Annotated in this window: 6 protein-coding genes; all 6 read right to left on the bottom strand. The window is 51.2% G+C overall.

What is annotated here, in order from left to right; all coding sequences use genetic code 11:
• Positions 1–6: 6 nt before the first annotated feature.
• Positions 7–4,515 (bottom strand): non-ribosomal peptide synthetase, encoded by a 4,509-nt coding sequence (locus EK22_RS00260; protein WP_152564962.1) that lies wholly within the window; start codon positions 4,513–4,515, stop codon positions 7–9.
• Positions 4,466–9,172, bottom strand: a complete 4,707-nt coding sequence (locus EK22_RS00265; RefSeq protein WP_081917699.1) for a non-ribosomal peptide synthetase — start codon at positions 9,170–9,172, stop codon at positions 4,466–4,468. The genes EK22_RS00260 and EK22_RS00265 overlap by 50 nt, the downstream gene beginning before the upstream one ends.
• Positions 9,162–10,604: a cytochrome P450 gene (locus EK22_RS00270; protein ID WP_036246947.1), complete on the bottom strand. Its 1,443-nt coding sequence runs from the start codon at positions 10,602–10,604 to the stop codon at positions 9,162–9,164. The genes EK22_RS00265 and EK22_RS00270 overlap by 11 nt, the downstream gene beginning before the upstream one ends.
• A gap of 52 nt (positions 10,605–10,656) precedes the next feature.
• The gene (locus tag EK22_RS00275; RefSeq protein WP_036246949.1) at positions 10,657–11,976 is read right to left on the bottom strand and encodes a PepSY-associated TM helix domain-containing protein; all 1,320 of its coding nucleotides are present in this window, start codon (positions 11,974–11,976) and stop codon (positions 10,657–10,659) included.
• A 133-nt stretch (positions 11,977–12,109) separates the two neighbouring features.
• Entirely contained in the window at positions 12,110–14,293 is a 2,184-nt protein-coding gene (locus tag EK22_RS00280) for a TonB-dependent receptor family protein (protein WP_152564963.1), read from the bottom strand.
• A gap of 148 nt (positions 14,294–14,441) precedes the next feature.
• Entirely contained in the window at positions 14,442–24,698 is a 10,257-nt protein-coding gene (locus EK22_RS00290) for a non-ribosomal peptide synthetase (protein ID WP_036246951.1), read from the bottom strand.

The raw sequence follows: 24,698 nt of genomic DNA on the forward strand, positions 1-24,698 counted from the left end.
TCCCCCCTATTTCAAAACCGCCACAGAGGAATATCCGGCATAAGCCTTTTGAAGATAATGAAAATACAACTGCCATAAATGCTGGTCAGGTATTGGACAACTAATCCCTGTTCCGCTTAATCCAGCACTGACATGACGATGGTCAAAGATAAGCACACGCTCAGGTGATTCGTTATTGTTTGTTAAATTAGCCCGTTCTTGATCGAGCATGGGCACTAAGGAGAAAAACGGATGGTCAGATGAATTGCCGACAAGATTACGTAACTCTTTCAGCCAATCATTAAAGTCGACCCTTTCCAGCGCTAAGTCGGCAGCACACGCCCAAGCAAACAGTTGGTTACTGGAAAGCGGACTAGGATTCGTTAAATGATAGGTTTTACCTATGCCTTGAGATTGCCCCGACAAAAAGATCAGCGCCCGGCTAGCGTAATCGACAGGAACGGCATTAAACAATGCTTCCTGCATCGGCACTTTGCCTAATAACAAACAGCTGCCGATCACCTTACTCAAATAATCGCCGGTATTCCAAACCCCTGAGCGGCTATCACCGGTAATAATGGACGGACGATAGATGGATGCCGGCAAGCCTCGGCAAGACGCCTCTCTAACCAATTTTTCCGCCACCCACTTCGACTGCGCATAACCGCCTACTAAGGTAGCGCCGTCTTCAGGGAAGTCTTCTTCCATCACGGTATTTAAACTGAGATCCAAATTATCTTCGAACACGGACACGGTGGAAATATAATGCACGGGCTTGTTTTTGGTTGTACAGGCAAGCCGCAATACTTCTTGAGTCCCTAACACATTGGCGGGTTTTAAGGTTGAATAAGGATAAGTAAAATTAACTAATGCGCCGTTGTGGTAAATGACATCAATGTCTTGGGCCAGTTGTTGCCATTGGCTGGCTTGAATGCCAAGAAGCGGCTTGGTTAAATCGCCGCATACGGGATAAATTCTGGAGCTGAAATCGTTACGCCATAAGCCATAACTATCCAGATTATGTCTGACTTTTTCAAAACCCTGGGCGGTGCTGGTCGCGCGCACCAGACAATAAATGACCATCGGGGTTTGTTGTAACAATTCTTGCAACAAAAAAGCGCCAAGAAATCCGGTGGCGCCCGTTAAAAAAACCGACTTTAATGCAACTTCCGGACAATACGCAGCAAGCGGACGAATAGATTCATCAAGCACACTCTCAGCTTGCCAATCGATAGAACCCGCATTCGCGTGTTCATTAGCCTCATCCATAGCCAATAAGCGGGCTTGAGCGGCTATGGTCGGTGTCTGAAACAAATCCAGCAAAGGTATTGCACAGCTAAACTCCTCCCTGACTCTGAATAATAACTGCGTCGCCAAAATGGAGTGTCCACCCAAGGCAAAAAAATCGTCGTTTATGCCGATCCTTTCTATGCCCAAGACATCGCGCCAATGTCCTTCCAGTGTTTGTTCTGTTGGATTGCTTGGAGCAATATAACCGGCGCTTGCTAACTGATTGCCATCAGCAACAGGTAGGGCTTTTCTGTCCAGCTTGCCGCTGACCGTCAAGGGCAGGGTTTCCAGGAATATAAACAGGGCGGGCTGCATATATTCGGGAAGCATGGCTTTTAAATGTGCTCGAAGCGCATCACTATCAACAGATGACGCTCTTTTTACAACATAAGCAATCAGACGTTTGCCGATCGACGGTTGCTCTTGAACGATCACAACGGTTTCTTTGACGAGGGGGTGTTGCAGCAAGCAGGCTTCGATTTCGCCAAGCTCGATTCGAAAGCCTCTGATTTTAACCTGGCGGTCAATGCGGCCCAGATAATCGATATTGCCATCGGCGCGGTAATAGGCCAGATCGCCGGTCCGGTACAGCCGTTCACCTTCAAGCCCGCTGTAGGAGTCAGGGATAAAACGTTCCGCTGTAAGGTCGGGGCGGTTTAGATAAGCTCGCGCCAATTGCACCCCGCCCAAGCAGAGTTCGCCGGGGACGCCTACCGGCACAGGATTGAAATGGCGATCAAGGATATAGGTACGGGTATTGGCAATCGGGCGTCCGATAGGCACACAAGGGTCAGTATCGGCTTTTTGGCATTGCCACGCGGTGACGTCGATGGAGGCTTCGGTCGGGCCGTAAAGATTGTGCAGTTCGGCGTTATGGCGCGCAAAAAATAATTGGCGAAGCTCCGCTGTCAGTGCCTCGCCGCTGCAAATAACCTGCTTGAGCGTAGGGCAGCAATTGACGGCGCTTGCTTCCAGAAAAACGCGCAGCATCGAAGGCACAAAATGAATGGTAGTGACTGAGTGCATGTTGATGAGAGCAATCAGTCTATCAGGGTTTTTATGATCATTCGGCGCCGTAATGACTAACCGTGCGCCAACCAGCAACGGCCAGAAAAATTCCCATACCGATACGTCGAAGCTATATGGCGTCTTTTGCAAGACGGCATCCGCAGCGCTTAAGTTGAAACGCTCCTGCATCCAAAGCAGGCGGTTCCACAAGCCCTTGTGGGGTACGCCTACCGCCTTGGGCCGCCCGGTAGAACCCGAGGTATAAAGCACATAAGCCAGCTGGTCGGGGGCAATATTGATGATAGGGTTGGCTTTCGACGATAACACAAATTCTGTCAACTCCTGATCCAGATGAATCAGCCGCGCATCCGATGGCGGCAATGCATTTGCGCATTCAGTTTGCAATAAAATCCACTGCAACCCGGCATCCTTGACCAGAACAGATAAGCGCTCTTGCGGATAATCCGGATCAAGCGGCAGATAAGCCGTGCCCGCCTTCATGATACCGAGCAGGCCTACGATCAGTTCGATGGAGCGACGCGCGCAAATTCCCACCAGCTTATCAGGACTCACGCCTTGTCCAAGCAGGTAATGCGCCAGCTGGTTGGCTTGCGCATTCAATTCACCATAGCTTAATTGCTTCTCGTCAAAAACCAACGCTACAGATTCGGGGCTATGTTCAGCGTACGCCTCAAAAAGCTTATGAATACACTGGCCTTGAGGATAATGCGCCAGTGTGTCATTCCAGTCATGGACAATCTGATGATACTCAGATGATGCCATTAGCGGCAACTCTGAAAGCGGGGAGTCAGGACTGGCTATCATTCCTTTCAACAGAATTTCCAAATGATTCAATAGTCCGTCAATTGACGTATCTTCGAACATCACCGAATCATAGATGATACGAACTTCCAATTGTTCACCGGGGTGCACGACAAGAGTCAACGGGTAATTCGTTTGTTCAATAAAACAAATCTCTGTTACCGCCAGACTACTGACCGCGTCGTTGACCATTTTGTCCAGCGGGTAATTTTCAAAGACCAGCAGGCTCTGAAACATCAGTTGCCCTCGCGCTATTTCGCTCCATCCCTGAATATCAACTAATGACGCGTATTCAAACCGGCGCATTTCCAGGTTCTGGTTTTGCAATGCTTGTAGCCAGTCCTTAACTAAAGCATCCGGTCTGATCTGTAGCCGCAATGGCAGAGCATTAATAAAGAGTCCTAACATTTCTTCGACGCCCGTCAATTCGGCCGGGCGTCCCGCTACGGTCACGCCAAACAGGATGTCGTGGTCTCCGCTGTAACGGCCGAGAAGCAAGGCCCATGCGCCTTGCACCAATGTGTTCAAGGTCAGATGGTGCTGCTTGATCATGGCGTTTAGCAACAAGCTATCCGCTTGGGCAAGACACAGTCGCTTTTCTTCAGGCTTTGCCCCTTCAGTCCGGTTCGACCCCGAAGCGCCTAATGTCAGTGTAGTCGGGTTGGCAAAGCCGCTCAGTCGGTTACGCCAATAGTGTTCCGCTGCAGGCCTGTCTTGTTTGCTAAGCCAGGCGATATAATCCCGATAGGGTCGCCGGAACATCGCATGCACAGCCTGTCCGCGACGTAAGGATTCATAAAATGCAAACAGGTCTTTGATGATCAGCGATAGGCACCAGCCATCAAGTAAGGCATGGTGATGCGTCCAAACAAAATAATAGCTGGTTTTTAAGCGCCTGATTAAGGTCATCCGCATCAGCGGCGCATGATCGACATCGAAGCCCCGCTTGCGATCCGCCTCCAGAAACTCAGACCAACGCGTCGCCTGGGTTTCAATGGCAAGCTCACGCCAATCCTGCTGAGCAAACGGCAGCTGCACGCTTTTCAACACCACCTGCAAGGGTTGATCCAGATCCGCCCAGACAAAAGCAGTACGCAGAATGGCGTTGGCATCCACTACCTGTCGCCATGCCTCAAAAAAAACGGCCACATCAAGATCGCCTTCAAAAATGCAAGTCAATTGCTCGGTGTAAACACCGGAATCAGGGGCGGCCAAACTGTGGTATAGCAATCCTTGTTGCAATGGGGTGAGTGGGTACATGTCTTCAATAGACGCAATCGTGTCCGGCTTGCAGATAGGTGCCGTTTCGTTTTTATTCATAATTTCTCGCATCGCTTGTTGATTGGGATCTTGCTGTTGACAGCATTTATTTTTTTGCCAATCTTGATAGTAGAGAATCCAACTTGGCTTGCCCAATGTTTGCCAAGGGAAAATCAGACGGTGTAAAACCGCCGGCTTTGGGCTGCAAACAATGCTCTATCAGCCGCGTTAACGCTTGCATGTACGACGCCGCCAGGCCTTCAATGGTATCCCGCCGGTAGCGTTCGCTACTGTAAGTCCATAGCACATGCAGCTGCTCATTGGCGATATGGGCATTAACTTCCAACTCATAGCAGCGCAAACCTTCAGCATCTAGCGCTTGCCCCGCCGACTCTTGTGCCAGGATAAACAATGCGTCTTCAGCCAGCACTCTATCGAACCGGCCGAGATAATTGAATAAGATTGGCGCGCCGGAATGGGCACGCAAAGAACCGGCGCTGCCATCGGCCTGCAAATAACGCAGTACCTGATAGCCAATGCCTTTATCGGGAATCCGGCGGATAGTTTCCTTAATAGTTTTAATGACGGCGCCGGGGTTATTATCGCCAGGTAAAGTGAGGCGTAGCGGATATAGGCTGGTAAACCATCCTAGCGTACGCGATAAGTCAACCTCATCGAATAGCCCTTCTCTGCCATGACCTTCCATATCGATCAAAATATCAGCACCATGAGCCCAAGCCGCCACAGTCTGGGCCAGCGCCGATAACAACAAGTCGTTAATTTCAGTCCGATAAGCGGCGCCGACTTCATGCACTAATGCCTGCGTTTCAGTTTTGCTTAGAGCTGTCATAACCGTTGCAGCATGGCCGTTTTTAGCGGAGCCGTCAGGCCAATCTACGGGTAAAGGCGCCATGCCGGCCTCGCTGACGCTCTGCCAATAAGCCATCTGTTTTTGCAAGTCTTCACGTTGCGCCCATTGCTGCAAGCGTTCCGACCAATGCTTAAAAGCGGTCGTTTTGACGGGTAGCATAACGGTTTCGCTTTGCATCAATTGCAGGCAGATGGTCTGCAAGTCTTCCAGCAAAATACGCCAGGACACGCCATCCACAACCAAATGGTGAATGACTATTAAAAGACGCGGCTTACCTGTTATGCCCAGATCGAACCAGACCATCCTCAATAAAGGGCCTTCAGCCAGATTCAGACGGGCTTGCCAGCGACTGCATTCGGCCTCTATGAGGTCGGCGTGATCTATTTGCCGAAGTTCGCTAAGGTCGATCCGGTGAAAGAGTACATTAAACTCCTGCTCCAGAATCGTCTGCGACCAACGCCCATTGTCCAAGCTGAAACGCGAACGCAGAGCATCATGGTGAGCAAGCAGATGCGCTAGCGCCTGTTCAAAAACCCATGCGTCGACAGCGCCGGTTATCTCTAATAAAACAGCCTGGTTCCAATGCCCTGGGTCTGGCAGGTTTTGTTCGAAAAACCAGCATTGAATAGGGGTGAGCGGGACTGAGCCGCTTACCAGCCCTTGTTCGGCGTTTTGGCTATTGGCAAGGCCACCTACAACCAGCGCCAACTCAGCGATGGTCTGATGCTGAAAGAGTTGCTGGGGCGCTACGACTAAACCAAACTGACGCGCCTTGCCAGCCATCTGAATGGCTATTATGGAATCGCCGCCCAAAGCGAAAAAATTGTCATGGACGCCAATCCGCTCAAGACCTAAAGCCTGGCGCCAAATAGTGGTCAGCTGTTGTTCGACCATATTACGCGACGCTGCATACGGTTGCCCGGATTGCCCATTGAAATCAGGGTCGGGCAGCGCTTTACGATCGAGCTTGCCGTTGGGCGTCAGCGGCAGCTTATCCAGACGGACAAAAGCCACAGGAATCATGTAATCGGGCAAGGCCGCCTTAAGAAATGCTCGTAGCTCTTCTGTTTCGGAAAAACAATTCGGGTCATTGACCCAGTAAGCCACCAGCCGTTTGTTGCCAGTGGCATCTTCATGCGCAGTAACCACGGCATCCTGAATCTCCGGATATTGACGAAGCTTAGTCTCAATTTCCCCGAGTTCTATTCGGAAGCCGCGAATCTTGACCTGATGGTCGATGCGGCCAAGAAAATCGATTTTACCGTCCGGCCGATAACAGGCTAAGTCGCCGGTTTTATACAATCGGCCTCCGGATGCTGGCCCAAACGGGTCGGGCAGATAACGTTCGGCGGTCAAATCGGCGATGCCAAGATAGCCTCGGGTCACTCCAAGCCCGCCAACATAAAGTTCGCCCGGAACACCCACAGAAACGGGATTCAAATAGCGGTCGAGCAAATAGAGTTGGCTGTTGGCGATAGGTTTGCCTATAGAAAGCGATGTACCGGACACTGAATCGGCGTTGTGCGCTGCATAAACGCTACTCCATACCGTGCCTTCGGTGGGACCGTATTCATTGTAAAGTTGCACAGTGGGCAAGCGTGCGTAGTGCTTGGCAACCAAGTCGGGCGGACACGCTTCACCCGCGACAATGACTGTGCGTAAAGCCTCCGCCCGTTGTGGGCTAATATTCTCTACGATAATGCTGTATAGCGAAGGCAGGCAAAGCAGATGGCTTAGCTGGTGTTGTTCTATTTTGTCTATCAGGGCTTCTATATCATGTGTTTCCGCTTCTGTTGGAATGCAGAGCCGTCCACCTTGGCTTAAGGTCCAAAATATACCAGCGACTGAACTATCAAACGCCAGCGGCGACATCAGCAGAAAGCCCTCTAAAGGTTCCGAGTAATAATCAAAGCGAGCCAATGTCGAAGCAACAGCATTTTCATGAGTAACGATGACTCCTTTGGGTTTTCCTGTAGAGCCTGACGTATAGATGACATAGGCGGCGGAATTCTGATACGCAAGGGCAAGATGATCATCAGGCAAGCTTGAAATTGTCTGCCAAGCGCTATCCATGCAAAAAACGCTCAGGCCGGTGCATGGCAAGTCTGAAGATAGCCGATCTTGAGTTAAGAGAATTGACGCGCCGCAGGATTGCAAAATATCGGCAATCCGCTCCTTGGGATAAGCTGGATTAATCGGTACATAAACGCCGCCCGCTTTCAGGATAGCTAAAACCCCAACAATCATTTCCACTGAGCGTTCCAGGCAAATGCCGACCCGCACATCTACACCTACGTTCTTCAAACGCAACCAATGGGCCAGTTGATTAGCGCGGCGATCCAGCTGGTAATAACTAAGCATTTGCTGGCCACAACTGACAGCCACCGATTGAGGCCGGGCTTGTGCCTGATTTTCAAAACCGGTATGCAAAAATTGTCGGCGCGGAAACAGGCGCTGCGTTGCATTCCATGTTGCAATTTCGTTGCGTTCCTGTTCGGATAGCAAGGCAAAATTGCCGATATGAGCGTTTAGATTATTAACGAACAGCTGTACAATTAATTTCAGATAATTTGCTAAGCGTTCAATACGCTCAGGATCAAAAAGTTCCGTGCTATATTCAAATGCCAGTTCGAGGCCGTTCGTTTCGGTGGCGTGAAGAATCAAATCAAACTTAGAAATTTCATAATCCAGCTCTAGTTTTTCCAGACTAAGTTCGGGAAGATCCAGCGCCTGCGATGGCACATCATGCAAGACGAACATAACCTGAAAAATCGGGTTATAGCCCGCATGACGCTGTGGCCTTAGCTCTTCGACAAGCTTATCGAAAGGCACATCCTGATTCGATTGGGCATCCAGCACCCGTTCTTGGGTTTTTTTAATGATCCCGGCGCAAGTAGCGTTACTGTCAATTTGTGTCCGTATCACCAGCGTATTAACAAAAAAGCCGATCAAACTCTCCAGTTCCACCTTGGTTCTGCCGGCAACAGGTATGCCGATGCAGATGTCATTTGCGCCGCTATAACGATGCAACAGCATAGTAAATGCGCTGAGCAATAGAGTAAAAAGCGTGCAGTCCAATGAGCGGCCAATTTTATGCAGTTGCTCAGTCAACGCAGATGACAGGGAGAAAGAATAAATGGCGCCTTTATAACTCATTACCGGGGGACGGGGCCGGTCAGAAGGCAAACTCAGCAGTTCCGGGATGCCTTTAAGCTGCTGCTTCCAATAGGCTAATTGCCGTTCGAATTGCTGGCATTGCAAGCCCTTGTTATATTGCCAGCAAGCGAAATCGGCATACTGGATAGGCAGTTCCGGTAAAGGAGACCTGTCGCCTTTGGCAAAAGCCCGATAGAGAGTGGCAAACTCTTTGAGCAAGACGCCTGCCGACCAGCCGTCGAAAGCGATGTGGTGGACAGTAAACAGCAAGACAAACTCATTGTCACCAGCGTGGATTAGAGTCACCCTGAGCAATGGCCCGTTCGATAGATCAAACGGCTTTTTTCCATCCATTTTAGCTAAACGGATACACTCAGCTTCGCGCAGCGGTTTCGTCAAATAGCTCAAATCATGCGTTTCCAGCGAAACATTCAGCACAGCGGTGATAATTTGCGCAGGTTGGCCGTTTCTTTCCAGAAAGGTAGTGCGAAGGCTTTCATGGCGGCGAACAATTTCGTTAATACATTTTTGTAATACCGGAATGTCCAGATTGCCGATCAAGCGAATCGCGGTCGAATAGTTGTAACCGGGGTCTTCCGGGTCCATTTGGTATAGATACCACAAACGCAATTGTGGCGGAGATAAAGGTGAGAAATCGCTTGTCCGTTTCTGAATGGTTAAATCCAAGTTCTCCGAATTTCTCCCTTGTAAACGCTTTTCAAGCAGTGCTTTTTTGGCTGGCGAAAGGTTTGGCTTTTGTCCTGAATGCTGTAAGTCAATAAACATTATCAATCTCTCTGCTTTCAATCGCTATGAAGTCGTGGTGTCTATCGCGAAATTTGAGGGTAAAACCTAAGGAAAATGGCTGGTGCTTAGACATTGTTTCATTAGATAGCGGTGTTTCGGGTACGCGCCGGATTTGAAAATTTGCGCAAATCATCGCTAAGACTGTTTTCATAACCAGCATCGCCAAACCTCGTCCTGGACAGGACCGTGGTCCGGCGCCGAAACCTAAAGCCGCTTTGCTGTTATGTGGCTCGGATTCCGCTTTGCTTTCGCGTTGCCACCGCCGGTGATCAAAGACGGCAGCTTGATGAAAATTTTCTGCATCTAGGCCGCAATATGCAATAAGCAATACCAATGGCGTTCCGCTTGGCACCTCAATGTCTTCCAGTAATAAATCCGTTTTCGCCTCTACGAGAACCAGGCGGGAGCTCGACGCTATCCTCATCGTTTCTAAAATAACGGCGTCAATGCACTTAAGCTTTTTAATATCTTTAAAGTCCTCGATATGGCTGCAATCGCCCAACAGGGCATAGACTTCATCCTGAATGTCCTTTTGCGCTTGGGGATTTTCGGCTATGCAATGCAGCACCCGAAGCAGGGTGTCTGCCGTGGTAGGTTCGGCAGCGAGCAGTAGCTGCAAGATATTTTCGGTCAGTTTTACATCGTGGTTAGCCAAGCCCTCTTTTTCGATGGTTTCCATGAGAACCTGAAGCTGGCTCCGGATTTTGCCGGTTTTATTGTTCCCGGCCAAAATATTTCTGCTATGCGCAATTCGGTTTTCAATAACAGTCAACAGTTTCTTTATTGCCTCTTCGAAATCTTTATCTTCAGAGATGTTTTCCAAGTGCATCTGCGGCAGCAGAGCATCAATGCGCTTGCCTAAGACGGAAACCAGATTAAACATGAGGCTTTCGGCAGCCTCCCGTTCGTCGGCTGGCATATCGGCCATATCACCGAACATGATGGATGTAAACACCGAAATGGAAAAACCAAAAATCTCGGCTTCCAAATTGATTTCGGCAAGATTTTCACCATAAGTGATCCAGCGATTTCTTAACGCTTCAACAGCCGCCTTGATGGTCTCGAAGTATTGCGCCAAGTAAATGGACTCCATTGATGCGGCGATAATCTCCCGTTGCCGCTTCCAGTCATGGCCGTCTGCGGTTTCGATGCCGTCTGTCTTTATGGCTTCGAGAATTCTGCTGTTTCTGCGATAAGGGCCGAACAATTCCGGCCTTTTGCAAACAATAAAATTGAGTATTTTAGCGTCCGCCACCACCATCATAAGTTGGTCAGCAAACTGAACCGTAAACATTTTTCCATGGCGGTCCGCCAATTTCTCAAAAATCTCATGAACCCGAGTTAAGTCGGGTTCCATTATCACCGGGTCAGGATGGCTGGGAAGTTCGGAAATTTTTTTGATAATGCTCATGATGTGGCAGTCCTCTGTTGTTGAAGGATTAATAACATCTGTTGATCCATGTTTATCGGTGTTGCTCAAAGGGACTGGCATGTTTAGGATCAAGATCTTCAATTCTTATGCCTGAAGCTTTGCGAGCTTTAATGCCGATTTCGATCTTATACCGTTTTTTTCGGATAGCCCGACGCTTTTGCCGCCAGCGGATAACGCCTGTGACGAACAGCACCGGACAAGCCAAACCCATTGCGCACACCGACAGTCTTCCGATCATGCCAAAGGCCTGTCCAGAGTGTAACGGCCATTGCCATTGCGTAAGCACTTCACCCGCAGTAGCTGTGACTTCAGCTGGATCGTCTATATCGAGCACTTTACCGGTATAGCGGTCCATCACCACGCACACCCGTTGCAGCCAACTGCCGGGCCGGTCGACACTGTTCAGGCACACCGTATAGGTGTCGGTGCTGCCAGGCGCGCCATAGATCCAGTGCGGGCGTCCTTTTGGATAACGTTGTCTGGCAATAGTCACCGCATCAGCCATACTGATGGGTTCCAGGCTAGGTTCCGGTGTGGAACTGAACCAGTAGCGGTAAGTGACCGGCGAGAACAGTTCGACCACAGGTACGATGCGTTCAGGCAACACCATATAAACCCCGGAAAACAGCACTGGGATCATGATCAACGAACTATAAACCCCGGATGTTTTATGCACATCGAAGTTTAAGCGTTCAGTTCCTGCTTTACGTTTAATCGTTAAAGCCTGTCGCCAACGCCCGGTCAACGGCCACCAGACAATCAAGCCGGTCAGTGCCGAAATAATCAGCAGCGCGCCGGAAAATCCCACAATGGCGGGGCTTATTTCGGGGGCTAACAGCAAGTCATAATGTAATTCAAAAATAAAGCCTATAAAGGTTTTGGGAATGGCGCTATCGGAAGAACTCATCAATCGCTTACCCAATACTTTAGCGGTATAAGGATTCACATATATCTCCCAGTTTTCAGTCACCCCCGCTAACGGCATCGGGTAGGACAGCTTAAAAACGGAGCTGTCATTGCGGGGATAATCGCTGTAAACATGCACGGCTTGCTTGGGTATGGCTTGTTGGCCCGCCTCAATGATTTCCGTCAGTGGTTTGTAGGGCTGATTACCATTCGGTGGCACAACCGTTAATAATTCAGGGTTTAGCCATTCGTCGATTTCATCATGGAACACCAGGATGCTACCCGTCAGTCCGTAAATGGCGAGCAAGAAGCCGAGGGTGAGTCCCAGCCACAAATGTATGGACAACCATCTTTTCCGGCGAGCTTTTAGGTTTATAAGTCTGAAGTCGGCATCAGATGCTTTCATTGCCTTAATCACCGTTAAATGTTGATCAAATTTTTTCATGGCTTTTTCTGATAGAATCTCGTCTCAAGGTATTGGGAAAAGTGGCAGCTTGGCCTGACCAAGCATTTAATCGTTAAACCAATCCATTACCGAAAAATGGGTGCGCCAAACCGCAAGCGATTCGACTAACACCTCAGTATCGATACTCGAAGCCACCAAACACTGTACGCGTAGAGCCTGGATTGAACAGTGCGGTATCTGCGCCTCCGGCGTTGCCAGTAACAGAAACTGAAGCCGTGTAATACTCGTTGGTAAGATTACGTCCGTCTACGAATACTTTCCAATGCTCGCCGTCGTCCCAACCCATTCTGGCATTCAATAAAGCGTAAGGCTTGGCGGCTAAGGTATTAGTGAAATCCACCCAATTGGAGCTAACAATTTGTGCATTCGGTCCTATGTAAAAACCACTGGGATGTTGATAGAGCGCTTCAACACGCGCAACATGTTCAGGAATAGCGGGCAAACGATTATCGCCTAACCGCTCATCACTATCGAAATGGAAGTTATTCCAGGTGTAATTTCCACTCAGCCTGATTTGGTCGCCCGATGCAATGACATCTAGCGGCACTGTACTTTCAAGAGCCAATTCAATGCCGGTATGCTGGGTATTCCCGGCGTTGGCAGTCGTGAAATCTCCGCTACCAAAAGGTGGTGTGGGGATGACAAGGAGTTCATCATTCAACCACGCATGGTAAAAAGCCAAATCCCATTTCAGCCAATCCGCTTGACCACGGGTACCGATTTCCACGGTGCTAGCTGTCTGGCTGGTCAGGGTTGGTTTTTGAAATACACTAATTAAATCAATTAAAGGGGGCGGCTCCGAACTGCGACTCAAGTTGCCATAAATCTGCGCTTCCTTGGTGGCTTGCCAAGTAAAGCCCAGCTTGGGATTGAAGTTAAAAAAGTCCTGGTCAGCCTGATTACTCGGCCTATCCGGGCTAGGCTCATAGCCTACCGTCCTTTCATAGTCGACCTTGCGATAGTTGATTTGCGCGCCAACAACCAAGTTAAAGGCGTCAGTGAGGCTTAATTGATCTTCCAGATAGACTTCTGTATTAATCCAGTGATCCCGCTCCTGGTTAAGCAAGGCCCCTCTCCGGACGCTTCCATCTGGATTTGTGGTGCCATCAAAATTGCGGTCCTTAATCCACATCCATTGATTTAACCCTCCCCACACCACTTTATTCTTCAAGCCAAGCAACCCGCCGTTGATCTCATGCCGCCATGAAAAACCGGCATCTTGCCAGTTATCCCGGAAAAAACCGAAAGGAAAGGAGAAGGAAAAGTTTTTGTTGAAGTAATAAGCCCCCATATCAAAGCGATCGCCATCGGCCAGCCTTATCGAATGGCGTAAATCGACACGATAAACAGGAAAACCGGTCGGTGGTACGGATGTCGTAGTATTTTGGTTGGGGTTTTCGCTGATTTGTTGCTTGGTTATCGGATCGGGATACAGGTAATTATGATTTTGAATATCAACGGAAAGTCTGGTTTCATGGTTCTCGTTCCAGCGATAGCCAATATTGCCATAGCCAAAAAAATGTTCTTGGTCGTTGAGATTACGGGTGGTATTGGTGTCAATATAGGAGAACGACCCATAAGCATCAAAGCCTTTTCCCAATATTCCGCCTGCGCTGATGCTGGGCATCACATAACCGTTAGTTCCATAGGTCATGCCCAGCCTAAGCCGGTCAGCCGTATAACCGGTGGGCGTGATGAAATTGATAGCCCCGCCCAAATTGCTAGAGCCATATTCAAGGGCGCTAGCGCCCCGGTAAACATTGATATGGTCAATTGCATAAAAATTGAGCGATTCGGTATCAGTTGCACCACTAGCGTTAGTATAAGGCAGTCCGTCTCGAAGAAATTTCAGTCCCCGAATTGGAGAAATGATCGAATTGACGTCAGAACCCCGGATGGAAATGCGTGATCCTCCAGCAATGCCACTGCCAAGGTCTCCTACATAAACGCCTGCGGTATTGGCGAGAGCATCGCTGACAGTCAGCGGCGCGCCTTCTTTAATACGTTCGGCGTCAATGACCGTCGTAGCTCCGGGAACTTGGCTTAATTCACGTTTAGAGTCAGCTATGGAGGGCGTTGTCAAAGACGGGTCACCTGAATCTTCCCCCACCACCGTTAACGCTTGCAATTCTATGATATCGGATGTTTCGGAAGCCGATACCCTCCCACCGGTATTCCTGGCAGTCGTTTTTTTATCATTTAACTCCTCGGCCGCCATGCAGGAGTCTGATATAAGTAAGGCTAGCGCCAATGAGGTTGGATGTAAAAGGTTGTATATGTTTTTTTTTCTTGTCATTTTTTAAGATTGTTTTTAAGGTTTTTATAATTATTTATCAGCAATGTTTTCTGAACCTGGCTTTGCTGACCAAGTGGCCCGGCTTCAAAAGCATTGAGAAGCTCCAACGGTTATTATTTTTTCTTGTCCTTTAGCCATTTGAAATTCATCAAAACGTTTCATCATCAAGCAATAAGGCCTCAGCTTCTTCGTCCGAGAGATTATCCAAATGCGCGATCAGCAATTCTTCGACCAGTAACGCCAAGGCTTCGATAGTGGACGCTTCGAATAGCCGACGCAGCGGCACTTCGATACCGAATGTTCTGCGCAGCCGCGACAATACCTGCACGGCCAACAGCGAATGGCCGCCCAGATCGAAAAAGTTATCCGCCACCCCAACTCGTTCAATGCCCAGCACTTCTTTCCATATATCGACTAATGCCTCCTCCGCGGGATTGCGCGGCGCAATATAGGCACGGTCGCTTTGCCCCAACATATCGGGCGCGGGCAATGCCTTGCGGTCGATCTTGCCGTTGGCACCGAGCGGCATGACATCCAGCCGAACGAAAGCCTGCGGCATCATCGCATCGGTTAACCGGGTAGCTAAGTGTTCTCGTAATTTTGCGAATAGCTCGGCATCGTTGTTGACGAATCGTTTGCTGCATACGACATAAGACACTAACATCTTACCGGAGGCGCCGCCTTCCCGGACCGTGACTAGGGCTCGTTCAATGTTAGGAAAAGTCAGCAGTTGCGCTTCGATTTCACCCGGCTCGATGCGAACACCGCGAATTTTGACCTGATGATCGATTCGCCCCAGAAATTCGATGGCGCCGTCCTCGCGATAACGGCCGAGGTCGCCGGTGCGATACATGCGGCAGCCGGTTTCATCGAAAGGATCCGGAATAAATTTTTCGGCGGTCAAATCCGGGCGATCCAGATAGCCGCGCCCAACCTGAATACCGGTCACGCAGATTTCTCCGGGTACGCCGACAGGCACAGGCTCCAGCCATCGATTCAAAAGATACAGTCTTGTGTTGTGCACCGGTCGGCCGATCGGAACGATGGTTTCGGCGTCGCTTGGTATCGCCGGAACTTCGTAGTAAGACACATCGTCCGAACATTCGGCGGGACCGTAGGCGTTGAGCACCTTGACATGGGGCATTCGCTCCATCCAGCGGCGGCATAATTCCGGCGAAAATGCCTCGCCGCAGGCGATCAGCCATCGCAACTCGGGAAGCCCGAGAATATCCACGCTATCCAGCAAGGCCTGGATCATCGACGGCACGGCTTCCAAAACAGTCACGCCGCTTTCGCCCAATTGCGCCAGCAGCCGGTAAGGCTCCTTGACAATTTCGTCCGGAAGGATTTCGACCCGCGCCCCGCATACCAATGCGGTCAGGTGCTGCCAAACGGAAATGTCGAAACATTGCCCGGCCGTTTGCGCGATGACATCCTGTTCGGTCAAGTCCAGGGCCGGTACTTTGGTGATCAGGTTGTTGAACATGCCCTTATATTCAACCATCGCACCTTTCGGCTTGCCCGTTGAACCGGAGGTGAAAATGACGAAGGCCAGATTGTCGGGGCCATGACGTTTCGGTGGATTTTCCGTGCCGTTTTCGCCCGATTCCAATTCCTCCAGAACGAGGACATCCGGCCGAGACAGCAGTTGAAGGCCCAATGATCTGGGTGCCTGCTGAACCGCACCCGCCGTCTCTCCCGCCCTGTCCGCCAAATCCGACGCGCGGTCAAAATTCGATTCACAGGTCAATACCCAGGCGGCTCCGCTTTCTTTCAGCACTTGGGCGATCCTACCGTCGGGGTGGCTCGGGTCGAGCGGCAGATAAGCCATGCCCGCTTTAAAGGCGCCCAGCATCATGACCAGATAATCGATGCCGCGCTCGCTAAACAGAGCGATCAGCATCTCGGGATCCGCTCCTTCGGACATAAGTGCGTGGGCGACCCGGTTGACGCGCTTGTTGAGTTCTCCGTAAGTCAATTGTTTCCCTAAACAAGCCACCGCAACGGCATCGGGCTTGCGCGCCGCTACCGACTCGAACTGGGTGATCGTATCGCAGGGTTCCGGATAGGCATGCACCGTTCGGTTCCATTGTTGCAACATGAGCCGGCGTTCCTCTTCCGCGAGCAGCGGAATTTCACATATCCGCTGCTCGGGATTAGCGATCATTCCTTCCAGCAGATTCCTGAAGTGTCCGAGCATACGATCCACGACTGCCGTTTCGAACCTGTTTTTATGATAGGTAATCTGCAAATGCAATTGCTCGCCCGGAATAACCATGCCGTTGAGCGGATAATTGGTATGGGTGCGTGTCGCCACATTGACAATGTTTAACGGGCTTTCGTTTGATCGCAGGCTGGGATCGACGGGGTAATTTTCAAATACCAGCAGGCTCTCGAACAAAGGCTGTTCGCGCGGCACTTCACTCCAGCTTTGTATTTGCACCAGTTGGCAATATTCATACTGCCGTAATTCGATGTTTTGCTGTAATAAGCCGCTCAAAAATTCCGATACCGGCAGCGTTGCATTGACGGCGACCCGTAACGGCAGAGTATTGATGAATACACCCAGCATGTCTTCACTGCCAGGCAATTCTGGAGGACGTCCCGATACGGTCACGCCGAAGACCACTTCCCCGCGTCCACTGTATCGGCTCAGCATCACTGCCCAAGCCGCTTGCACAAAGGTGTTCGGCGTGACCCGGTATTGTTGGGCCATTGCGTTCAATTGCTTGGTATTTTGCGCCGACAGAAAAACAATCGCATCGTCGACGCTCGCTTCGCCTTTCTCTGCGTCAAGCAACAATTTATCGACGTTAAACGGCGTCGATTCGGTCATTCCATGCAAATAGCGTTGCCAAAATTGCTTTGCAGCGTCCTTATCTTGTTTTTGCAGCCAGGCGATGTAGCTCTGAAATCGAGGCGCCGGCAGTTGAGGTCGCAATTGCCCTAGGGACAAGGCTTTATAGTTAGCCATCAATTCGACCAGCATCAAAGACATGCACCAGGCATCGATCAATATATGGTGATAACTTCTGACAAAACAGTATCGCTCTTCCGCCAAGCGTATCAAACGAACGGTCATCAATGGCGGCTTGAGAAAATCGAAACCTTGCTGGCGTTCCTCAGCCAGCATAGTTTCCAGCCGATCCTGCCTATCCGCGGAGTTTAACAATCGCCAATCGTGATATTCGAAAGGTAAATTGACATGGCGATGCACGATTTGTACCGGATGAGGGCTTGTTTCCCACAAAAAGCCGGTGCGCAGGGCGGTATGACGGTCAATTATCATCTGCCAGGCGCGTTGAAAGCATGTTTCATCTATTACGCCGTGTACGTCAAAACGATCCTGCATCAGATAAATTCCCGACCGGGGAGCCATCAAGGTATCGAACAGCATGCCTTCCTGCATCGGCGAAAGCGGATAGATGTCTTCGATTTCGCGGGCGGCGTACGGCAAAGTGTCAAGCGTTTCCTGATCCAAAGCGGCCAAAGGGAAATCGGACGGCATCAAGCCTGCCGGCTCAGCGGCAAGACAATGATCGACCAGTCCTTGCAATATTTCGGTAAATCGCCCGGCCAGCCCTGCAACCGTTTCCTTTTGATAACGCTCTGCGCTGTACCGCCATTCGGTCCGCAGTTTCCCTCGGCTCACATAGGCGTTGATTTCCAGTTCATAAGCCCTTGAATTATCGGCGTCGCGGGATGCTCCTTGTGCCTCTGAAGCAAGATGCCAGGACGCATCGATGAATGCTTCGTCGAGGCGGCCAAGATAATTGAATAGCAGTTGCGCTTTGGGCGCTGCCGCCAGTTTCGACGAGATATCCGGCGAGCCCGCGTAACGCAGCAAGCCGTAGCTGATTCCTTTGCCTGGAATACGAGATAACTGCGCCTTGATCGATTTTATCGTATCGCCGATCGACGCATCTTCGGGCAAGCGAAGGCAAAGCGGATAGACACTGGTAAACCAACCCGCCGTCGATGATACGTCGATATCGTCAAACAAGGCTTCCCGCCCATGGGCTTCACGATCAAAAAACACGCTGTCGCTACCGCACCACTCAGATAGGGTTTGCACCAGTGCGACCAACAGCAAATCGTCAACGCTGATGCGGTAAGTAATAAGGGCGTCACGCAGCAAAGCCTGTGTACCGGCTTCGCTTAATTCATCGCTACAGCTTGCGGTAACGCCTTCGAGGCGCGCTCCCTCGGGGTGATCGACAGGTAAAGAGGCGGGATTCGCCGCAATGCTATCGAGCCAATAGTCGACCTCGCTTTGCAAAGCTCCGCTTTTGGCAAACGCATTGAGTTGCTCCGCCCAGTGTTTAAAGGAAGTGGTTTTGGCCGGCAGTACGACTGTTTTAGCCGTCGACAATTGAAAATAAACGCTTTGCAGATCGTCCAGCAGGATGCGCCAGGATACCCCGTCTACTACCAAATGATGGATAACGATAAACAGACGGGCGCTTTGATACTCTCCCCGGTCGAACCAAATCGCTTGCAACAAGGGGCCTTGACTCACATCCAGGCCGGCTTGGCTGCGGTTACACTCCGCGTCCAAGCCGGCCTTATCCGCTTCGGGCACCGCGCTCATATCCACTCGCCGTAACAACGAATGTTCCTTATTCTGCCCGCTCGCCTGATGCCAGACGCCGTCTTTCCGGTTGAAACGAAGCCTTAACGCATCGTGATGAGAGACCAGGCAATCAAAAGCCTTTTCCAATAAGGCCATATCCAAAGACGTTTTCACTTCCAACAGAACCGATTGATTCCAATGGTTGGGATTGGCAAAGTTCTGTTCGAAAAACCAGCGCTGAATCGGCGTCAATGGCGCATCGTCGGTATCGTCTTGCTCAAAATTCATCGGCCTGCTTTGATCTATCGCTTCCGCCAGCTCAGCGACCGTTTGCAGCTCGAACAGTTGACGCGGCACGAATGCCAGTCCCGCCTGCCGCGCCCGTCCAGCGACCTGGATCGCCAGAATGGAATCCCCGCCCAGGGCGAAAAAATTATCGTGAATACCGATCCGTTCGATCCTCAACACATCCGACCAAATCCGAGCCAAAACTTTTTCCGCTTCATTCCGAGGAGCCTCATATTGATCGGCGAATTGCAGGTCAAAATCCGGTGCCGGCAAGGCTTTACGATCCAGCTTGCCGTTACCTGTCAGAGGCAGGCGCTCCAATTCCATCAATACCGTCGGAATCATGTAATCGGGCAGACGCGCCTTAAGAAAGTCTTGCAATACGTCCATGTCCGGCACGGATGACTGGTTGCTCACCCAATATGCCGCCAAATACTTGTCGCCGGGGCCGTCTTCGCGGACGATTACGGCAGCTTCGCTAACGGCAGGGTGTTGCAGCAGCAGGGCTTCGATTTCGCCTAATTCAATCCGGAAACCGCGTATCTTTACCTGGTGGTCGATGCGTCCCAAGTAATCGATGACGCCGTCCCGACGATAGCGAGCCAGATCGCCGGTGCGATACAAACGCTCGCCCGTTTCGGCGAATGGATTCGGCACAAATCGTTCGGCGCTTAAGCCGGGTTGGTTCAAATAGCCGCGCGCCAATTGAACGCCGCCAATGTAAAGCTCGCCGGCAACACCCGACGGTACCGGATTCAATTGACTATCCAGCAGATAAATCTGCGTGTTGGCAATGGGTCGGCCGATCGGCACCGGGGCTTCGTGTTGGTCGCATCGGCAGTCCCACACCGTAACGTCAATGGACGCTTCGGTCGGCCCGTAAAGATTGAAAAGTCCGGCATCGGCGCGTTGGTAAAAGCGTTTTTGCAAATCGGCCGTCAATGCCTCGCCGCTACAAATGACCCGGCGCAAGGAGTTGCATCGGTCAAAATCGGCTGCGTTAAGGAAGGCGCCCAGCATCGAAGGCACAAAGTGCAGTGTCGTGACAGCGTGCCGTTCGATCAGTTCTACCAGTCGCTCAGGCTCTTTGTGGTCGCCGGGTGCAGCCATGATCAGACGCGCGCCGGACATCAACGGCCAGAAAAATTCCCACACCGAAACATCGAACGTGTAAGGCGTTTTTTGCAGCACGGCATCGACCGAATCAAGGCCGAAGTAGTCCTGCATCCACAGGAGACGGTTACGAACGCCTTTGTGCGGCACGCCGACGCCTTTAGGCCGTCCTGTAGAGCCGGACGTGAACAGCACATAGGCCAAACTCTCATCGCCGATTCGCACATCCGGGTTCCGCTCGGAAAAGCCGGTAAAATCCGTTAGCTCGGCATCAAGGCGATAAATCGCTCCGTTAAAACCCGAAAAGATAGGCGCGAATTCCGGCTGGGCCAAAATCAGCGGCGCATCGGCGTCGTTCAACATAGCCGAAAGGCGTTCTTGCGGATACTCGGGATCGAGCGGCAGGTAGGCGCAGCCCGCCTTCAGTATGCCCAGCAAACCGATCACCATTTCCAATGACCGCTCGGCGCAAATACCGATCGGGGTATCCGGCCCGAATTTTGCCGCAATCAATGCGTTGGCCAAACGGTTGCTGCGGACATTCAATTCCCGATAAGTGAGTTGCCGATCCTGATAGATCAAGGCTATCTGATCCGGGATTTTTTCCACTTGCGCCTCGAACAAGCGGTGGATGCAACACGCGCCGTAATAGTCGGTTTCCGTGGCATTCCACGCAATCTGCCGGGTCCGTTCGTCCGCTGACAGCAACGGCAAATCGTCCAATTTCATACCGCAATCGGCTACGATACCGGCAAGCAATCGTTGAAAATGCCCGGCCCAATCGGTAATCGTTTCTTTCTCAAACAAATCGCAGCGATACTGGAAGGAAAACTGCAAGCCATCTTGGCATTCTGCTGCCATCAGTTTGACATCGAAATTCTCGACCCGCTGCTGTATCGCCAACGGACCGGCCCGCATCGTTCCCCAATCCGAAAATTCGCCATCCTCCCCCAAAGCGAGTTGCGCCAAGTTCGTATCGAAACCGGCCTGAGCCTGCTGCAACACGAACAACGTCTGGTAAATCGGCCAATGATCGGTGACGCGCTCGGGTTGCAGGCGTTCCACCAGCAGGGGAAAAGGAAAATCCTGGTATTCCAGCGCACTTAACAAGGCCTCGTTGACTTCCGCCAAATAGGCCGAAAAGGCTTTGTTACCGGCAGGGTGACTGCGTAATGGCAGCGGATTAACGAAATTTCCAACGACCGAAGCGAAACGTGCTTGAGGGCGTCCGCTGGCGGGAACGCCGACGATCAGATCCTGTTGGTGGGTATAGCGATGCAACAATACTTTGTAGGCGGTGAGCAGTAATGCAAATAGTGTCACACCTTGCTGTCCCGCCAGCTTTTTGAGTCGTTCGGTTTCGTCACGGTCCAACCGGAACGCTACCGAAGCACCGCGATACAAATCCGCCGGGAGCGAATTTGTATTTACCCGCAGGGTGTCGGGCAGGACAGCCCGGCATGACTCCGCAACCACCGGTCTTGGGCGGTCGGTCGGCAGAGAAAGCAGCGGGAGTTCTCCGGTCAATTGCCGTTGCCAGTAAGTCCAGGCTTTATCACAGGACGGACTTTTCAGATACTGCCGTTGCCAGACTGCAAAATCGGTGTAGCTTGAGTTGAGGTTGTTTAATCTGGGCTCCTGTCCAATGGACAAATCGGCATAGATTGTTTTCAGTTCGCTGACGAGAATGAGCACGGACCATAGATCGACAGCGATATGGTGGGCACAGATTAAAAGAATGTTACCAGTTTCAGTGGGTAAAGATTGACCATCGGTATCTCGACCCGATCTTGTCTTTCCCTGTTGATAATATGTGGTACGAAACAGCGGCCCGGCTTCCAGATCAAAAGGTTCTCTAGCCCGCCGGGCCATATCATCCTGAAGTCGAGATTCCGTCCAAGCGGATGCGTCGACGGCTGTAAAAAATTCCGGTGACTCGGACGTCGGCAGCACCTGTTGAATGATTTCGTTATTGGTGTCTGCATGGTATAACGTGCGCAGTAGGGGATGACGATCCATCAGGTAACGAAAAGCATATTTTAAGCGTTCCTGATCGAGAGTCCCGGCGATGCGAAGTGCCAGATGGAGATTGTAGACGATACTGTTCGGCTCCAATTGCTGCATCGTCCACATGGAAAATTGGGTTGCGGACAGTCCTGAACGGGAATGTACACCGATCTCGGTATGTCCCATGGAAACCTGCGCGGTGGAATCCCTTGCTGTAAATTCGGCGATTTCAGATAGTATTTCGGCTATTTTTTCCAGCGAATCATCAGATAGAAACAACGACAAAGGCGCATCGATGCCTAACAACTCATCTGCCTCGTGCTTAAGCTCGACCGCCTTGAGCGAGTCGAGTCCCAATGCGCGTAAAGATGAATCGGCAGGCAGGGCCGATGCTTCAATTTTTAACAACAGAGCAATTTTCTGGCTAAGAAAACGGGTGATTAATACCGTACGTTGCGCCTGAGGAACAGCTAATAGCGCCTGTTGCAGAATTTGAAATTGAGGGATCCCTCTATGGACGGCCTCTACGCGCCCCACTTCGCTCCCGGCGAAATGGAGCTGTGACGACAAAGAGCCGCTTTCTACCATGGTTTTAGAATGAGTAGCTCCGGCCTCACCCGAACGAAACAACACAGGCAATGAATTTTCCAAATACATTTGTTTACAGGGTTGGCGACGAATTTTACCGCTGGATGTTTTGAGGACCGTACCGGGTTGCACCAGAACACATTCGGCAGCAGCCAATTCGCAGACTTCGGCAAGAACTTTTCGCATTGCAGCGGCAATCGCCTCGTAGTCGCCCGAGCGCATTGCCGCACGCGTTATCTCGGCGACGACGATCAGTTGCTCTTCGTCTTCATGGTTTATCGAAAAAGCTACGCAGCCGTCGGGGATAAGCGCCTGGATTTCCTCGACCAGTGCTTGCTCGATGTCTTGCGGGTAGACATTCCGGCCACGAATGATGATCAAATCCTTGATACGGCCGGTTATATGAAGTCGGCCGTTGTGGAGAAAACCCAAGTCGCCGGTACGGAGGAAAGCTTGCTCGGTGTTTTTTTCCGTAGAGAATCGAGCGCCGATATTTTGATGATCTGCGTCCTCCGTATCGATCGTTCGCGCTCGAAACGTGTGTTCCGATTCATCGGGCCGATTCCAATAGCCTTGGGCTATACTGGGACCGGCCACCCGGATTTCACCGATATGCCCTTCCCGGCAAACACTGCCCGTTTCAGGGTCGACAATGCGGATTTCGTGATGATGGGACGTTGCACCACAAGAAACCGGGCGGTTTCTCGGCTTGTCTTCGGCGTGCTGCGCGTCTCCTTCGGAGGGCAGATGCGCGCCTGACACAAACAGCGTGGCTTCGGCTAAACCATAGCAAGGGAAAAAGCTTTCCCTACGAAAACCCCGGTCGGCAAACTTTTCTGCAAAACGCTCCATTGTAGCGGCGTGCACCGGTTCCGAACCGTTGAATGCCAAGGTCCAGGTACTCAAGTCCAACTCTTGCATTTGTTCCGCAGTCACCTTGCGAAGACAAAGATCGTAAGCGAAATTAGGGCCACCCGACGTGTTCGCCCGGTAGTTTGAAATGGCCTTGAGCCAGCGGACGGGTTTTTCCAGAAACGCCATAGGCGGCATTAAGATGGCGGTGGTTCCCAGATAAAGCGGCTGCAGCAAATTTCCGATCAATCCCATATCATGATACAAGGGCAGCCAGCCGACGACTGTGGTGTGTTCGGTATGCTCGAAACCTTGTTTTATCGCCTTCTGGTTGGCCATCAGGTTGCCGTGGCTGACCATCACCCCTTTAGGATCTCCGGTAGAACCGGAGGTGTATTGAAGGAAAGCCAGGCTGTTGGCGTTGAGTGCAGGCTTGACCCAATCTCCGGCAGATTCGGCTTCGAGGTTATCCGTGGCGAACCATGCGGGTTCCGGTATCGTGGGAGCGACGCCTTCGTCGCGACTTGCGGCTTTAGTCGCGACGAAGGCGTCGCTCCCACAGGCGAATTCATTGCGGAATTTCACTGCAAGATCCGTTGTGGTCATGATAACGGCCGGTGCGGCGTCGTTAAACACGGCCAAAAGCCGGGATCTCTGCCGACGCGCGGGCGGGCTGGCAGGAACTGCGACTACGCCGGCATATAAACAACCGAAAAAACCCACGATATAATCAAGCCCGGGCGGATACAGCAACAAGGCCCGTTCGCCGGTCATGCCCATGCTTTGAAGCTTGGCGGCAACAGCATGGGCGCGCCGATCCAGTTGCGCAAACGTTAATCGGCCGCTTTCGTTTTCACCGTCCTGTAGAAAAACGTAGGCCGTCCGGTCGGGCTTTTCATCCGCCCTACTACACGTCAATTCAACAAAGTTGGAATAGCTTATTTGAACACTACCCGTCAATCCGGATTCTTCAATGAAGCGCAC

Origin of the sequence: Methylobacter sp. BBA5.1, from assembly GCF_000746145.1 — a bacterium.
GTDB classification, from domain to species: domain Bacteria; phylum Pseudomonadota; class Gammaproteobacteria; order Methylococcales; family Methylomonadaceae; genus Methylobacter; species Methylobacter marinus.

Excerpts from the sequence above, each read along its gene's own strand:
- EK22_RS00275 (WP_036246949.1), bottom strand. The coding sequence starts at position 11,976 with ATGAAAAAATTTGATCAACATTTAACGGTGATTAAGGCAATGAAAGCA.
- EK22_RS00265 (WP_081917699.1), bottom strand. The coding sequence starts at position 9,172 with ATGTTTATTGACTTACAGCATTCAGGACAAAAGCCAAACCTTTCGCCA.
- EK22_RS00280 (WP_152564963.1), bottom strand. The coding sequence starts at position 14,293 with ATGACAAGAAAAAAAAACATATACAACCTTTTACATCCAACCTCATTG.
- EK22_RS00270 (WP_036246947.1), bottom strand. The coding sequence starts at position 10,604 with ATGAGCATTATCAAAAAAATTTCCGAACTTCCCAGCCATCCTGACCCG.